At 56.6% G+C, this 15,622-nt stretch carries 16 protein-coding genes and 1 pseudogene; 10 read left to right on the top strand and 7 right to left on the bottom strand.

Annotation, left to right across the window (positions count from 1 at the left end; all coding sequences use genetic code 11):
- The first annotated feature begins 195 nt into the window (after window positions 1-195).
- From ALTAJ2_RS17110 to ALTAJ2_RS17125, 4 genes are read left to right on the top strand one after another with little or no spacing between them, the layout of a single operon-like run.
- Window positions 196-1,311: an amidohydrolase family protein gene (locus tag ALTAJ2_RS17110; RefSeq protein WP_007107558.1), complete on the top strand. Its 1,116-nt coding sequence runs from the start codon at window positions 196-198 to the stop codon at window positions 1,309-1,311.
- Entirely contained in the window at window positions 1,308-1,670 is a 363-nt protein-coding gene (locus ALTAJ2_RS17115; RefSeq protein WP_007107557.1) for a Rieske (2Fe-2S) protein, read from the top strand. The genes ALTAJ2_RS17110 and ALTAJ2_RS17115 overlap by 4 nt, the downstream gene beginning before the upstream one ends.
- An 8-nt stretch (window positions 1,671-1,678) precedes the next feature.
- Complete coding sequence (locus tag ALTAJ2_RS17120; RefSeq protein ID WP_007107556.1) at window positions 1,679-2,077, top strand: hypothetical protein; 399 nt, start codon at window positions 1,679-1,681, stop codon at window positions 2,075-2,077.
- Window positions 2,074-2,619: a GNAT family N-acetyltransferase gene (locus tag ALTAJ2_RS17125; protein ID WP_007107555.1), complete on the top strand. Its 546-nt coding sequence runs from the start codon at window positions 2,074-2,076 to the stop codon at window positions 2,617-2,619. Before ALTAJ2_RS17120 ends, ALTAJ2_RS17125 begins: the two co-directional genes overlap by 4 nt.
- An 18-nt stretch (window positions 2,620-2,637) precedes the next feature.
- Here ALTAJ2_RS17125 and ALTAJ2_RS17130 read toward each other — a convergent pair whose 3' ends face one another.
- The 5 genes from ALTAJ2_RS17130 to ALTAJ2_RS20505 all read right to left on the bottom strand — a co-directional run bounded on the left by ALTAJ2_RS17130 (window position 2,638) and on the right by ALTAJ2_RS20505 (window position 6,247).
- Window positions 2,638-3,384: a class I SAM-dependent methyltransferase gene (locus ALTAJ2_RS17130; protein ID WP_007107554.1), complete on the bottom strand. Its 747-nt coding sequence runs from the start codon at window positions 3,382-3,384 to the stop codon at window positions 2,638-2,640.
- A gap of 63 nt (window positions 3,385-3,447) precedes the next feature.
- On the bottom strand, window positions 3,448-4,566 hold the full coding sequence (locus tag ALTAJ2_RS17135; protein ID WP_049899591.1) for a mandelate racemase/muconate lactonizing enzyme family protein: 1,119 nt from the start codon (window positions 4,564-4,566) through the stop codon (window positions 3,448-3,450).
- Between the two features lie 163 nt (window positions 4,567-4,729).
- Window positions 4,730-5,041 carry an AzlD family protein gene (locus ALTAJ2_RS17140; protein WP_007107552.1) on the bottom strand — a complete coding sequence of 104 codons (312 nt, stop codon included), beginning with the start codon at window positions 5,039-5,041 and terminating at the stop codon, window positions 4,730-4,732.
- Window positions 5,034-5,771, bottom strand: coding sequence for an AzlC family ABC transporter permease (locus tag ALTAJ2_RS17145; protein ID WP_049899560.1), 738 nt, complete (start codon window positions 5,769-5,771; stop codon window positions 5,034-5,036). The genes ALTAJ2_RS17140 and ALTAJ2_RS17145 overlap by 8 nt, the downstream gene beginning before the upstream one ends.
- Before the next feature lie 119 nt (window positions 5,772-5,890).
- A complete protein-coding gene (locus tag ALTAJ2_RS20505) occupies window positions 5,891-6,247 on the bottom strand; it encodes a DUF7347 domain-containing protein (protein WP_007107550.1) in 357 nt (118 codons plus the stop codon).
- Between the two features lie 425 nt (window positions 6,248-6,672).
- On the opposite strand from ALTAJ2_RS20505, the gene ALTAJ2_RS17150 reads away from it, so the two are divergent.
- From ALTAJ2_RS17150 to ALTAJ2_RS17160, 3 genes are all read left to right on the top strand, one after another.
- Window positions 6,673-9,105 (top strand): heavy metal translocating P-type ATPase, encoded by a 2,433-nt coding sequence (locus ALTAJ2_RS17150; protein WP_007107549.1) that lies wholly within the window; start codon window positions 6,673-6,675, stop codon window positions 9,103-9,105.
- 206 nt (window positions 9,106-9,311) lie between these two features.
- Window positions 9,312-10,112 (top strand): sulfite exporter TauE/SafE family protein, encoded by an 801-nt coding sequence (locus tag ALTAJ2_RS17155; RefSeq protein WP_007107548.1) that lies wholly within the window; start codon window positions 9,312-9,314, stop codon window positions 10,110-10,112.
- Window positions 10,113-10,379: 267 nt separating this feature from the next.
- The gene (locus ALTAJ2_RS17160; RefSeq protein WP_007107547.1) at window positions 10,380-10,808 is read left to right on the top strand and encodes a DUF7575 domain-containing protein; all 429 of its coding nucleotides are present in this window, start codon (window positions 10,380-10,382) and stop codon (window positions 10,806-10,808) included.
- Between the two features lie 29 nt (window positions 10,809-10,837).
- On the opposite strand, the gene ALTAJ2_RS17165 is transcribed toward ALTAJ2_RS17160, so the two are convergent.
- Window positions 10,838-11,431: a TetR/AcrR family transcriptional regulator gene (locus ALTAJ2_RS17165; RefSeq protein WP_007107546.1), complete on the bottom strand. Its 594-nt coding sequence runs from the start codon at window positions 11,429-11,431 to the stop codon at window positions 10,838-10,840.
- Between the two features lie 177 nt (window positions 11,432-11,608).
- Here ALTAJ2_RS17165 and ALTAJ2_RS17170 point away from each other — a divergent pair, with 177 nt between their 5' ends.
- Window positions 11,609-12,208, top strand: a complete 600-nt coding sequence (locus tag ALTAJ2_RS17170) for a TetR/AcrR family transcriptional regulator (protein ID WP_007107545.1) — start codon at window positions 11,609-11,611, stop codon at window positions 12,206-12,208.
- The gene (locus ALTAJ2_RS17175) at window positions 12,208-13,689 is read left to right on the top strand and encodes an MATE family efflux transporter (RefSeq protein ID WP_007107544.1); all 1,482 of its coding nucleotides are present in this window, start codon (window positions 12,208-12,210) and stop codon (window positions 13,687-13,689) included. The genes ALTAJ2_RS17170 and ALTAJ2_RS17175 overlap by 1 nt, the downstream gene beginning before the upstream one ends.
- 122 nt (window positions 13,690-13,811) lie before the next feature.
- On the opposite strand, the pseudogene ALTAJ2_RS18890 reads toward ALTAJ2_RS17175, so the two are convergent.
- A pseudogene (locus ALTAJ2_RS18890) lies at window positions 13,812-14,503 on the bottom strand (IS6 family transposase).
- A gap of 155 nt (window positions 14,504-14,658) precedes the next feature.
- Between ALTAJ2_RS18890 and ALTAJ2_RS17180 the strand changes: the two are divergent.
- Complete coding sequence (locus ALTAJ2_RS17180) at window positions 14,659-15,480, top strand: SWIM zinc finger family protein (RefSeq protein WP_007107543.1); 822 nt, start codon at window positions 14,659-14,661, stop codon at window positions 15,478-15,480.
- The last annotated feature ends 142 nt before the right edge of the window (window positions 15,481-15,622 follow it).

Here is a 15,622-nt window from a genome sequence, read left to right on the forward strand (position 1 = left end):
TTCAGACGTATCGAAGGTCGATACCGACAGAGATCATAGTTCTGACACTACGGAGTGTCCGCCGTCTGTTCGACCGATGTCGACCAGATCGGCGAGCCGCAACTACGTCATCCCCCCTGGATTCGACTCGGTCACTCCTTCTCAAACATCTAATAGAGGAATTAAATTTATCTATTTGGATAGTATATGGAAAATATGGGAGCGAAGAAACAAGCAATCTCCTCGGTAAATGACCTCCACCCAGTCGTAGACACCGACCTCCACCTGACGGAACAGCAAGACGACATCCTACCATATCTCGAAGAACCATTCAACAAAATCCTCGATGTCAACAATCAGGGGAAACGGGGACAGGTAGAGGGCGGATATCTAAGCCAGTTGTACCCCTCCGCAGGCCATCTCACGCCGACCGATACCGGTCGAGCGGAGACCGATGACGTTCGGAGTCCCGAAGACGTTGAACGAGCGATGGAACTCCTCACCCTCGACGACGCCATCCTCACGCCCGGACTGAACCTCCGACTCGGATTGGTCCACCACGACGAACTTGCAGCGGGGTTCATGACCGCCTATAATAACTGGTTGCTCGATACGATCCTCGACGAGGGGTACCATGGTGCGATGGTTGTGACGCCCCAAAAGCCCGAGAAGTCGGCCGAGGAGATCGATCGGCTGGTCGATGAATCCCGGATAAAGGCCGTGATGATTCCTGGCGGTGGCGTCCACCCGCCACTTGGTCGCGAACAATACTTCCCCATCTACGACGCTGCCGAGAATGCCGGACTCCCAGTGATGATCCACAATGCTGCGACCGGCATTGTCGGTAACTACCCCATCCAATGGCGCGGCACGAAACGCTACATTGAGGTCCACGTTCCCTACCACTCCGCTGAGCAGATGTGGCACATCTCAACGATGCTCACGAACGGCATTCCCGTCCGGTTCCCCGACCTCGATTTCGTCATTCAAGAGTCGGGAATCGGCTGGATTCCATACTTCATGCGGCGTTACGACAACGAGTACAGCAAGAAGCAAAACGACGCACCCCTACTGGAGAAGCGCCCGAGCGACTACATACGCGACCAGTTCTTCTTCACCAGCCAACCGACAGAAGGCATTGATGATCCCGAGTACCTCTGTCACACCATTCGAATGTTCGACGGTGCCGAGAATCTCATGTTTTCGACCGACTATCCCCACTACGATTTCGACTACACTGACACACTGTTGAGTTCGCTCCGCACCGAATTCGACGACGACGAGATACAGAACATCTACGGCCGGACTGCTTCGAACGTATTCGACCTATGAGCGGGACACGAAAACACTTCGTTACGACCGTGGACGAACTCGACGAGAGCGAACACGTTATCGTGGACATCGAGGAACGTGAAATAGCGGTCTTCAACCTCGAGGGGGAGTACTACGGACTCCTCAACTACTGCGTCCATCAAAGCGGCCCCGCCTGCGAAGGGCGACTAACCGGAGAGGTCGTTGAAGACGAAGATGGCGAACTCAGCTACGAGCGCGATGGCGAGTTCGTCTGCTGCCCGTGGCACGGCTGGGAGTTTGATATCAAATCGGGCCACAACCTCGCTCGACCCGACGAGTATCGAGTACCAACCTACGAAATCGTCGAGGAGGGCGGCGACCTCTACGTGACGCTCTGACCGTGATGATGTCCCGAGGCACATCCATCACCGTCGAGGCTATCGCGCATCGGAATCCCGGTGAGGACGACGATCCCTACGGTGACGTTGAACTATCCTCGCTTCCCGACTGGTGGGCGGCTGCTGTCAGGGAGTTTGAGGCTCACGACCTTCGAGCGTACCGGCCACCGCGGTTCGCCGACGGGACGCTCAAGCGCACCGTTGTCGAGACGCTGGAAACCAAACTCGAGGTGGCCGTCCGGTTCGTGGGTCGGAACGCCTCGTATCAAGACGACTGGGAGGTTCGAATCGACGGCGAAACGGTGACGACCATCGGCCGGTACCGGAGTCCAAACGGCTACACGGTGTACGAGATTGAACCCGACGAATTCGTCGATCGAGTTACCGAGGCACTCGAAGAGCAATGACGGGTAATCTCCCAGGCTCCACGTTCCTCGATGGCGAAGGAGTCCACCTAAAGACGGTCGAAGAGAGCGACCTCGACTTCTTACGAGACAATGTCAACGACCGACAGATCCGCCGAGCAATGCTCGGCGACGGCCCGACAAACACCGAGCAATTGCGTGACGACCACACCGAAGAACGCGACTACCAGTTCGTCATTGCCACCACGGATACCCGCGTCGGGTACATCTCGCTCCATGACGTGAATCATACACACGGTACGGCCGCCATCAGCTACTGGGTCGACGCTGACAAGCAGGGACAGGGCCACGCAACCGAGGGGATCCGGTTACTGGTGCAGTACGCATTCAAGCAATTGCGACTCCACAAGGTCCGGGCCGATGTGCGGGAGTTCAACGAGCCGTCGCGTCGTGTCCTCGAAAAACTCGGGTTCGAACACGAGGGGGTGCTCCGGGAGAGCCGGTTCGTAGACGGTGAGTATTGGCACCGCCACCGATACGGCTACCTCAGCCACGAGTGGGACGCCTCGATGGTCAAGCGTTGAGACGCATCGGCTAGAGACTCATCTGATTAGTCCAGCACCTAACTTGTCGTTCCGAACGACGCCGCCGTCACGCTGAAGGGACTTCTTCGCGTTAGTGAGTTTCGAGACGTTCCGGAGGTTGTCTTCGGCGAAGTTCGCGAACGCATCGTTGTACGCGACGTTGTCCGCGAGCAGTATCGCATGAGGTACCATCCCTTCGGCAGCAGTAGCGAATTCAAACGCCATGTGGTCGGCATCGTGGTTCGAGTCGTGGAGGAACAACTCGATCGTGGTCTCGGCTGCGACTTCGGGGAGGAGTTCGCGGGCGTCGCCGATCCTGAGGTCCCAGTAGGATCGTAAGTCATCGGGTACCGTCCAGCCCGGCGTCGGGTCCTCGATATCGCTCGGCAGGATTTCAGGGTCCTCAATGTCGATGGAGACTAGCGTCCCCTCCCCGTTCACGTCAAGTGCTCGGAGGAGGTATGCCGAACTCAGCCCGTCGAAGACACCGGTCTCGACCACGGTCTCGGGCGTTCGGAGACGGACGAGAACGTAGAGGATATCCCGCCAGTTGGGTCCGAGTTCGTCGGGTCTGACATCAGTCTCAGTCAATCCGGCCTCGATGGCGTCGTGAAACGTCTCATCGGTTCGGATCTCACTGTACAGCCTCCGAACACGATCGGAATCGACATCGAGCAACGACGTGACGAACGTGACGCACTCATCTTCGTCTACCTCCCGCTCGAAGTTGTAGAAACAGTCCGAGTATGGACCATCGTCACCCATACGTTTCAATCACCCCCATTATATTTCAATCTTTTTGAAGTGGAAAGATGGGGAAGAGCTGATCTACCGGTCGGTCCGGTGCTCTTCGACATCGGATACGTCGACGGTAACGCCGAGACCCGGCTTCTCAGGTACTGGTAGCGACCCGTCCGACAAGTCGAACGGTTCTTCGATAACGTGGTCGTCCCAAGCGTAGTAGACACTATCCGGAGGCAGATTAATAGCCGGCGTCGTGGCGACGAGATGCGCCAGGGCGGCGGATTTTATACCGAGGTCGAACGCGCAGTGATGAGACAGCGAAAGTCCGGCATCGCCAGCGATGCCCGCAAGTCGCTTGGCGGCCTGCAGTCCGCCCGCGGGAACCATATCGATGACACCCGCGTCGATGGCGTCTTGCTTGATGAGTTCAAGCAGGTTGTGTCGGAAATACATGTCCTCATTGGCGGCAATCGGTGTCCGGAGCCGCTCACGCAAGCGCTTAAATGATCCGAAGTTGTCGATGCGCATCGGCTGCTCGAGGTACTGGAGGTAGATCCCCTCGTCTTCGAGCGAAGCAGCGACCCTGACGGCCTCCTCGGTAGTCCACCCCTCGTTGGGGTCGAGTCGGAACTCCAGTTGGCCGTTGACCTCGTCGTGCATGGCCACGATGCGCTCGACGTCCGTTCGCCAGTCGCGGCCTGCCTTGGTCTTCAGCACGTCGAACCCGTGCTCGAGAGCCTCACGGGCGTGCTCACGTGACTCCTCGGGTTCCAGTACGCCGAGACAGAACGAGACATCAATCTCCTCGCGGACTTTCCCACCAAGGAGCCTGTAGAGTGGCTGTCCGAGGTATTGGCCCCACGCGTCCCACATTGCCATTTCCACGCCACCGAGGAAGGGATCGATGTCGAAGTACTGGAACGAGTCGAACCGCTCGGGAAGCGACTCGACAGCCGAGACGGGCTCACCGACGAGTTTATCCGCAACATCAGTTTCGATGACCGCCTTTGTAGAGTGAGTCGAGAGGGTCGAGCGCATCTCACCCCACCCGGTGATGTCGCCGTCGGTATCGAGTCGGATGAGTACCCGTTCCATGTTGTAGAACTCGGTGTACGTCGTTACGTAGGGAGCGATGCCGAGTGGTTCCGAGAGGGAGCGTATATCAAGCCGAACCGGTATCGCTTCGATCTCTGTTATTGTTATCATTTTTCTATAGTATTTATCTATAGCACTTTAATTTATTGTTTTAATAATTAATACAACGGCTAGATGTGCTTAGTGGTCGTCTCCGCCGACTTCCTCATCCAGTCCTGGGTGCCGTTTCGCTCTCGAGGTCCCTGATAGGTTCGGCGACGGGAGCTTATTTTTAGATGAAGCTCCTGAATAGTAGAACGGCCGCGACACCACAGAGGAGTGCAACAAGCACGTTCTCGCTTCGCCACATCACTAGAAGTACCACGGCAGCAGCACCCCATTCCGCAGGACCGCCACTAGTCAATTCGGGGCCAAGAATCGAGATGATAATCGCACCGGGTAGCATCTCAAGTCCGGCTTCAGTCCGGTCCGAGATATTGATACGGCCCAGAAGCCACAATCCACCTGCTTTTGTCACATAGGTAGCTGCGCTCATCCCGACTATAACAGCGACAACGAACGGATCGAGATGGAGGCTACCCATCAAAGCGAATCACCCCCACGAGACTGCCGACGACCCCTCCGAGGAGGATGTACCAACGGCCGGGCAGATACTGTGCACTGAGAACGGCGACCCCGAAGGCGGTTGTCCACGGTAGTAGACTCGACTTTCCGTCCCAGAGTCCAACTGCAATCGCGATGAAGACAGCTGTAAGAACGAAGTCAAGCCCGTACTGTGACGGCTCACCGATCACATCGCCGGCGATTGCCCCAATGACCGTCGCAATGATCCAGAACGACCAGATGGCGAGCCCACTCCCGAGGAGATATGCTCCCTGTCGACTCCCGGATTTGAGCTTCCCCATAGTAAGGGCCCAATTCTCGTCTGCCGTGAAGAAGACACTGCCATACGCTTTCAGCGGAGAGAGTTGGCGAAACCAGGGACGTAACGCTGCACCCATTAGCACGTAACGTAGATTGACGATGAACGTCGTCCCAATGACGGCAACTACTGGAATCGGCGTTTCCCATAGCTTAATCGCGATTAACTGAGCTGCTCCTGCGAGAACAGTTGCACTCATGAACGCTGCTTCGGCAACGCTTAATCCGGCTTGGCGAGCAAGAACGCCAAAGACGACACCGTATCCAGCCACGCCGAGGGCAATCGGCACACACCCAATAAAGCCGTCTTGTACACCACCAAGTGAAAATTCCACGGAGGGGTCTTCCGATTGCTCCGAGTGCTGTGCCGAATCAGCAGTTCCATCACTCATTTTTTCTCCTCCATGATAGATCCCACTTGCTGGTAGTTGAAACCAACATAGTCACGGGTCAGTAAGAAGCCGAACTCGTCTAAAGGTTCGGAGAAATATATTTCTCCTTTCGAGCATGTTTACTCATTATCGAGTATTAAACCATTATACAGAGCTTCCTGTATGAACTCCCCACCTCGGTCCGTCAACATGTACTCACCATCCTGGACACAAACGAGATGATCTAGCCTGCGGAGGTGATAATTGAATTTTCCCTTATCATCGACTGAGGCCGACTCTCGGAGTTCGGTGTAAGAAACCGGGACGGATCGCTCGTGAAGCGTAACGAGAATCTGCAGTCGGATCGGACTCGAGAGGACCGAAAAGACGCTGGTCGCATGCTCGATCTCCGAGGCACCGAGGGATTTACGAGGCCCCTGAGTACTCCCAGTACTGGACCGATCATCAGGCCAGAGCCAACCAGGTATCGCCATCATTGGTTTATTTCACTATCCTCATATAAAGTATACTGGGATGGAGTCGAGTTTTATCCAAGGGAGTCTCGCAGTTGGGTAATCTCACACCGGAAGCCGATGCCGGCTGGTGATTCACCAGAGCCCACAGAAGCGAATTAGAAGTCAGCCATTCCAGAGTCGGACGTCTACACAGATTGTGTGTGACTCCCTCGAGTTTTCGTTGGCGGCGTTGGATTTCAATCGCTGTTTGGAACCCTGGGCGAACTCGCCGCTGCCTTTCTGATTCTGCTCATCAACGGAGAACGGCTGGTCTTTGGAATATCATAAAAGTGTTAAACGGCTGCCGGTAATCTAGACCGCTTAGCCTTCGGCAAGCGATCATGGCGAAAAGTCATGGTGGCATCGAGACACAGCAAATCATATCGACTCCCAACAGTAGCTAGTGAATGTCTGATCATACGACATCGGAACCCGACTGCACGCTCTGTGAGCTCCCCGTTAGCGGGAGCACGATCGTAGAGAACGGAAATTACTTTTGCTGTACCGGCTGTCGAGATGTCTACAATTCCCTTGGTGATATCGACGATATCGACACCGAAGACGTTCACCGGGCACAGGATACGTCACGGACTGATCAAGAGGTCCCGCAGGATCATGAAACAACGTTTCTCGAAGTCGACGGGATGCACTGTGCGACCTGCGAGGCATTCATCGAATCGGCTGCGACCGCGATCGACGGCGTCAGTGCTGCCAATTCGAGTTATGTGACTGATACGGTTCGAATCGATCACGATCCGGATCGTATCTCGACGGCAACCCTTCAGGACGAGATCAGCGGACTCGGCTATAGTGCCTACTCGCGTGACGATACGTTTAGCCGCCGGAGAGCGAACAATTGGGAGATGGGACGGGTTGCGGTTGGCGTCCTCATGGGGATGTCCGTAATGCTACAGTACCTCGTTATTATCTATCCGACGTACTTTGGCGGCCTGTTTTACGGTGAGCAGGTCACGGAGTTTTTCGAAAGCGCACTCGCGAGTTCCGTCGCCACACCTTTTTACGTCGTCATCGCGGCGCTTACGACGATTATCCTGGCCGTGACCGGAAAGCCGATCTTACAGGGTGCGTACGTCAGCGTTCGGACACGGTCACCGAATATGGACCTGCTCGTCGCAATTGCGGCCGTAAGCGCGTACCTGTACAGTACGCTCTCGATTGTGTTCGGCGACACGCACATCTACTACGACGTGACCGTCGCGATCATCGTTATCGTCACCGTTGGAAACTATTATGAATCATCGATCAAACAAGAGGCGACCGAGCGCCTCACCGACCTGACGTCTATCCAAGTCAACGAGGCCCGTCGGGTCCGTGAAGATGGGGAGTACGAAGACGTCACAGTCGATGATCTCGAAGCCGATGATCATGTGTTAGTCCGGTCTGGAGAACGGATTCCTGTCGACGGACGGATCGTCGACGGCGACGCAGCCGTTGACGAAGCAGTTGTCACCGGTGAGTCCCTTCCCGTCCGAAAGACGGCGGGCGATGCCGTCGTCGGCTGTTCGATGGTGACGGACGGTGCGGTGACTGTCCGCGTTGGAGAAGACGCGATGAGTAGTCTCGATCGAATTTCCGAACTCGTCTGGGATCTCCAGAGCGACTCCCACGGTATTCAGAAACTCGCGGACAAACTGGCGACGATCTTCGTGCCGGTTGTGCTTGCTCTCGCAGTTATTGTTACAGGGATAAATCTCCTTCTCGGTAATGGCGTCTCCTCCCTGCTCATCGGACTCACGGTGTTGATCGTCTCTTGTCCTTGTGCACTCGGGTTGGCGACGCCGCTTGCAGTCGCTGCGGGGATCCGCGACGCATTAGCACGGTCGATCGTCATCTTCGATGATAGCATCTTCGAGCGAATCCGTGATGCAGATACGGTGATCTTTGACAAGACGGGCACGCTGACGACGGGTGAAATGACTGTCACTGAGACCGTCCTCGAGACGGAGTTGCTCGAGAAAGCGTCACTCCTTGAGGAGCGCTCGTCGCACCCGGTCGGGAACGCCATCGCCGCTGAACGATCGGTCGCCGACGATGACCCGAGCGAGTCCGCATCGGACGCCACTGCCAAGGACGGTCGCGTTGACGCTTTTGACAGCTACCGGAACGGAGTAAGGGGTATCGTCGACGGGGACGATATCATTGTCGGCCATCCGGACTTGTTCCGCGATCAGGGCTGGGACGTCCCTGCGGACATCGCCAATCGAATCACTAACAGCCGTGAAACAGGACGGATTCCGGTCGCTGTCGGTTGTAACGGGACCGCTGAAGGCGTTATCGTCGTCGGTGATGAGTTACGAACGGCCTGGGATGAGACGGTGGCATCGATCGCGGACGACGGGAAGGACGTCGTCGTGCTCACTGGCGATGACGCGCAGGCGGCACAGCAGTTTCGGGAACACGCCGCCGTCGATGACGTGTTCGCGGGTGTTCCTCCGGAAGGGAAAGCGGAGACCGTCAAGCGGTTCAATAAAACGGGACGAACGGTGATGGTCGGGGATGGGACCAACGATGCACCGGCGTTGGCTGCTGCTGATCTCGGAATCGCTCTGGGTGGTGGTACTGCGATGGCTGCTGATGCCGCGGACGTCGCCCTCGTCGATGACGATCTCGCATCCGTCGATACGGTCTTCGAACTCGCTCGAGCGACGAACCGACGCGTGAAGGGCAATATCGCGTGGGCGTTTTGCTACAACGCAATCGCGATCCCACTGGCCATTATGAATCTCCTGAACCCACTTTTTGCAGCACTCGCGATGGCTGGAAGCAGTCTGCTAGTCGTCACGAATTCAACCCGACCCCTGCTGTCCGAACAGAAGTGACTCAGTCGGCTTCGGACGAGTTTGCCCTACGGTTCGATCTATTCCTAGGAGTCAGAGGACACGTCAGACACGAGACCACATTGAATATCTGAGAGAGTGAGTTCAGCTCAATTCAAAACAATGTTAGAGCCACCTGTCCAGTTTGCTTTCGGTAACTGGACCAGAATTAGCAATAGGATGTGTCCTGAACGGATAAACAACCTGCTATGCTTGAGTCGCTCCTACGTGTGGACGTGATCCTTTTTCTTGCCATCGGGGTACTCGGTGGAGCACACTGTATTGGAATGTGTGGACCGTTAGTGACGATGTATGCCGAGCGAATGACTCCACGTCCGGATGGTGGGGCAGCGACGACAGCGACTCTAACTCAGCGCGGGCATCTGACCACATATGAGGTTCGCCAACATGCCCTGTTCAACCTTGGTCGGACACTCAGTTACGCGCTTATCGGCGGGGCGTTCGGCGCGTTTGGTGGGTTCGTGTTCGTTACGACGGCTCAGTTGACAATGCTCGCGGATCTCGTTCGTGGGAGTGTTGGTGTTCTGATCGGCGTATTTATCATCACAGCGGGTGTGAAATACCTCCTCGGAGGGGTTTCCGGAGTCGGAATTCCGGGTGTTCAGCGGGTAACGAACTGGATCGCTGTTCGCGTCGACCGATACGTGAACAGCCCCGGAATCATCGGCCTCGGTGCGCTTCACGGGTTGTTGCCCTGCCCCATTCTATATCCAGCATACCTGTTCGCGTTCGCCACCGGCTCTGCCGTTGCCGGATTTCTCGCGTTAGGGACGCTTGGAATCGGAACGATTCCAGCCGTCTTCGTGTATGGAACACTCATCGAGTCCGTTGACGCGATCCATCGCCAGCGACTCCATCGCCTTCTCGGAATCGTCTTTCTTATACTCGGGTATGTCCTGTTGGCACATGGGTTAATGGCGCTCGGTATCCATCTGCCCCATCCGATGCTTCCGCACTATCAACCTCTCGGGGAGGCAATGAATCACTGACAGAGAGCCGACGATGCGGGTCGCGGTCGGCTACTGCCGAGCGATCGGCAGTGTCTGTCGATATGAGTCGTCGTGAAAACGGCTCTGTACAGCGAGAGGTCTTGCAACTGATAGACTAGAGATCGCGATTGCGTCGCTTGCGTTCCAGCCCGTCGGGCGGACACGGATTCCAACGGGAGCCTATCACACGGCGTGGGAGACAACTGAACGTGATTGGCCACCACTGCCAGGAGAAGCCTTATACTTACTGATCGATTAGTCAGGTGTGTGAACCGGACCACATCGCAGAAACGGCCGTGGCTCGCGGTGTTACTCGCGATACTCGCTACCGGTCTCGGCCACCTCTACCTTCGGCGGTGGCGCCGCGCGCTCGGATGGCTCGCTGCCTCGTTCGTCGTGACCGCACTGTTCGTCGATCCGACTGCGGCCGACGCGTTTGTGACCGGAAACGGTGGCTTTGCGGACGCGGTGGTTGTCGCACCGCTGTTCCTCGTCATCGGCCTCAGCATCCTGGACGCGTACCTACTCGCACACTCCCAGCGTGTTCCAAGCGCGGTCGATCCTGACACGGCGGAGTCGATCCCCTGTCCTCACTGCGGCAAGGAACTCGATTCCGACCTCGAGTTCTGCCAGTGGTGTACGGAGCCGATCGACGACAGCGATCGGGATCGACTCGGAGAGGAGAACGACCAATAAGAATCGTTCGACTGGCTCACGGCTCGGACTCAGTTATCAGTGACCAGCGTGGCAGCCACGTACTCCGCTGCAGTCCGTCTTGCTGTCTCGAGGGAATCTTCGTCGTCGAACACAACCGCTCGTGTCCGCGCGCCGTCGACGAGTATCATGAGCGCCTGGGCCACATGGTCAGTGTCGACATCGTCAAACACGCCTGTCTTGATCCCGTGGTCGATCACCGTGCGGAGCAGGTACTGAACGTACTCGTCGTTTTCCCGAAACCGCTCACGGAACTGATCGTTGTACGGCACTTGACTCCGCATCTCCAGCATGGCGATGAGAAGATCTTGATGATCAGTGGGATCGACGAGCAGTTTGTTGAGTAGCAACTCGAGTCGCTGCTCGGGGTCCGTTGTCTCGACCTCGTGAATGGTGTCTTTGAACTGATCGAGAATGAAGTCCAAAAATGCTGTCAGCAGGTCGTCCTTAGTGTCGTAGTGGTAGTGGATCGCAGCGGTCGACTTCCCGTATTCATCGGCGATACGCTGGATCGTGAGGTCGGCGTAGCCGTGCTCACGAAGCGCGCGGTACGTCGCGCGCATGATTTCCTCATCGGGGTCGGCCTCTGTCGACGTATCGGCCATCGTACGGGAACTGATGTGGGCCGTAGATAATAGTTTTGACCCACTCGTTAGATAGTATCGCTTCGTGTGGGTGTCGATGTCGGCGTCGATATGGATGAAAACCGATGGTCACTCTTGAGAGCGTTGCGTGCCAAACGCTTTTGACTGATTAGTTAGTAAGTGCACGTACGTACCGACATGGACGATGATACAGCTACTGAAATTCTCGAGGCGACGTATCGGGCCCTCTGCCGGCACGGATACGCCGATCTCACTCTCAAAGACATCGCTGACGAGGCAGACAGGAGTAAAGCGGTCATCCACTACTACTACGACAGCAAAGAGAACCTCTTCATCGAGTTTCTCGACTTTCTGTACGAACGATACACTGCGCAACTTCCAGCAGTCGACGGTGGCACGCCGCGTGAACAACTCGATACGTTCCTCGAAACCGCTCTCACTGACGAAGGAGTTGCGCCTGCCCAAGAGTTCCAAACCGCGCTACTCGAAGTGACAGCGCAAGCGCCGTACAACGACGCTATTCGGATGCGACTTACCAAATTCGAGGACATTTTCTTCGAACGGGCACGGGAGATTATCGCGGCTGGTGTCGAGACGGGTGAGTTCGATGAAACGGTTGAGCCAGCCGTCGCTGCCGAGTTCCTTATGGCGGCTATCACGGGAGCACATATGCGGCGTGTAGCCAGCAATCATTCCTCCGAAGGGTCCTACGAAGCGATCGCACAATACGCTGAGAGACATCTTCTCGCAGACGAGCTATCGGAGGCAACTCAGTAATGGGAGTTCGAAGTCGCATTCGTTCCCTGTTTAAGGGGCCCGAGGAGTTCGACCTCACCGCGGGGAGCATCGGCAAGCCCCTGTTTTTCTTGTCGATGCCGATCGTCGTGACGAACCTCTTCCAGACGGCGTATAACCTCGCGGACACGTTCTGGCTCGGCCAGTATAACACGGATGCCCTGGCAGCGATCAGCTTCGCGTTCCCGATGGTCTTCCTGCTCATCTCGCTCGGGATGGGAATCTCCGTCGCTGGCAGCGTCCTCGTCGCACAGTTTACCGGTGCGGACGAAGAACGCGAAGCCGAGTACGCCGCCTCGCAGACGGTGACGTTCGCCGCTATCGCCGCAGTCATTCTCGGCGGCGTCGGCTACGTCGGCGTCGACACGTTCCTCAGCCTGCTGGGCGCCTCACAGGATGTGCTGCCGCTGGCGACCAGCTATATGGAAGTCGTTTCTCTCGGCCTGCTATTTATGTTCGGGTTCGCTGTATTCGTCGCACTTATGCGAGGGTACGGCGACACGATCACGCCGATGCTCGTCATGTTCGGATCGGTAGTACTCAACATTATCATCGATCCGTTCCTGATCTTCGGCTGGACGATCGTCGAGAACGCCCCGCTCGTCGGTACGCTCTCGTTCCCGGAGCTCGGCATCCAGGGCGCGGCCATCGCCACCGTGTTCTCACGTGCGCTCGCACTGGTCGTCGGTCTAGCAATTATGTTCCGCGGGAACCGTGGTATCCAAATCAATCTCCATGATATGGTCCCTGACCTCTCGTATCTCCGCCGCCTCGTTCGTATCGGCTTGCCGGCGTCCATCGAGGGAACTGGCCGAGCGGTCTCGATGAACTTGCTGTTGGTCATCGTTGCGATGTTCCCGGACACGGTCGTGGCTGCGTACGGTATCGGTACGCGCGTCTTCTCGGTTGCCTTCCTCCCTGCTCTCGCCGTCGCTCGTGGCGTTGAAACGATGACCGGCCAGAACGTAGGGGCTGCTAAATCGGACCGAGCCGAACAAGCGGCGGGGATAGCTGCGAAAGCGCTTTTCGGTATCCTTACGGTCGCAGGAATCGTCGCCTTCCTGTTCCCAGAACCCATCGTCTCGGCGTTCGTCGGTGCCGACCAAGCGAACGCAACCCAAGTAGTCACTATTGGTACGGAGTTCATCCGGTACGTCGCGCTGACGTTCGGGTTCATGGGCATTATGCGGGCGTACACGGGCAGTTTCCGTGGTGCCGGAAAGACACTCACTGCAGCGGCGATTTCGGTGCTGACGCTTGGTGTTGTTCGCTTTCCGATCGCGTGGATCACTGCGGGCCCGCTCGGAGAACGTGGTATCTGGCTGTCATTCGCCATCTCGAACATTGCGGGAGCGATCATCGCCTACGCATGGTATCGACGTGGCACGTGGCGCGAAAGCGATCTCACCGAATCCAAAGTCGACCTCGGTGAAACCAGTGTCGAGGCGGCAGGCGATGACTGATCCAGCGCCACTCTCCTCGTCACAACTCGACGGTTGGTTAGAGAGGAACTGTCTATAGTAGCAACTGAAAGTCATTGCACACCTGATCGTACGACTGCGTTGCGATCAGTGTGTAAATCGTTTCAGTTGCTACTATAGTTTAGCACCTCCTCGACTGGTGTCTTTCCGTCGAGCGATTGACGGGGTCTCTGATAAGTGTAGTAATGCACGAATTATTCAAGCCACTCTCGAACGCTCGCCCGACTGCCCACCCACGAATTATGGAAACGGTTAATGGGCATTGTGAACGTGTGGAACCACGTTTCGATGAGATTCCGGCCGGTATAGTTGACCCGACCATTCAATCTTAATCGATCAAGGGCAGTCCGATAACCGAACTGATCGACGAGAAATACCGCGTCCGAGAGATCGTGTTTCTCACGGAGTCCATGCAGAAACGCAGCAGTCGGTTCGGTACCATGGAGTCCGAACAACTGGATGTCGAGAATCACTTCGTACCGATGTCAATTGCAGCGTACAACCAAGACCATTCACCGTTGATCTTGATAGCGGTTTTGTCAACGGAGTCCCAATTCGGCTGCACCTCAGGCGGGTCGCCAAAGATACCAAATATCCTATAGATCCACTGAAAGATCGATTGATACGAGTGTCCTACGCCGAACAGCCGAAGAATATTTTTTGTCTCTCGAAGCGAACAACCGGTCGCGCGGAGTCGGACGGCGACCCTCCTGACGGACGTCGCCGTCCGTTCACGCTCCCAACATTCAATATTCTCCGTCTCCAGCGTCTCTCTGAGCAGTTCTTGGTTAATAATAGGTACTGAAACCAACGACTGACCGCTTCTCAAACGGTCTTAACTAGACAGTGCCGTATCGCGGCTTCCCTCAGAGTGAGAATGTTCCGATCTGGAGCAGAGGCGAGAGCGACGTATCGATTTTTCCCATTCGCGCTGGAACACTGTCCACGCACATGGACGTAACCGAGGACATGGTTCGGGATGTCTGCACGGATGCGGTTTTCGAGCGCGGCGAACGATATCTTGCTGAGGGCCGTGTCGATGAGATTCACCGCGTCGACACCACCGTAACCGCCGTCGTAAGCGGCAGCTGTCAGTACGATGTCCGTGTTGACCTCGCCGCCGACGGGTTTGCCCCGTGGTGCGACTGTCCGTATGACGGGCCGGGAACGTGCAAGCACGTCGTCGCCGTGTTGCTTCAGTGTGTTGACGACCGTCCCCCAGACGAAGGCGATCGACTCGACGCTGCACTCAACGGTGCCGACATCAACGAGATCCGTGCGTTTCTGCGTGAAGAACTCGTGACCGATGCGGGCCTCCGCGATCGGTTTCTCGCCCATTCCGGTGGGTCAATGAAGCGGTCGGTCAACGAACTTCGCACCTCGATTGATCGGCGGTTTGAGGAGACGAACCCTGAGTACGACGTTGTTTTCAAGCCGATCGACTTCACACAGTGGTTCGATCTCGCGAACGAGTACCGCAAGCAGGGACAGTACGGATCGACGATGAGCGTCTACCGGGCACTTATCGAGTCGCTCGACGACAACATGGAGCGCGTCGACGGCGCATACGACCACTTCACGAGTGCGTTCAGACGGGCACTCAACGGGTACGTCGACTGTGTCGTGGCCACGGAACGCGATGCCGACACGGTCACAGAGTCCGTCCTATTCCTCGATGAGCGAGCGATGTCGGGAACGCCATTCCTCGCGGAACACTTCGAGCGGGCAGCGGCCGAGCTCCGAGAAAAGGTGGACGAACAGTCCTGCGAGTAGCTCACGCGGCGTCGACGACGTTTGGAGCGTGTCATGACTGGTCAGTGACGAGCGATACTTGGACTCGCCGATATTGAGGGCCACCGCGTCAGTGGGGGCGGCGACATCAATGGTCGTAGCGCATCATACAAACAGCGATGTA

The organism is Natrinema altunense (assembly GCF_000731985.1).
In the GTDB taxonomy this organism is placed as follows: Archaea; Halobacteriota; Halobacteria; order Halobacteriales; family Natrialbaceae; genus Natrinema; species Natrinema altunense.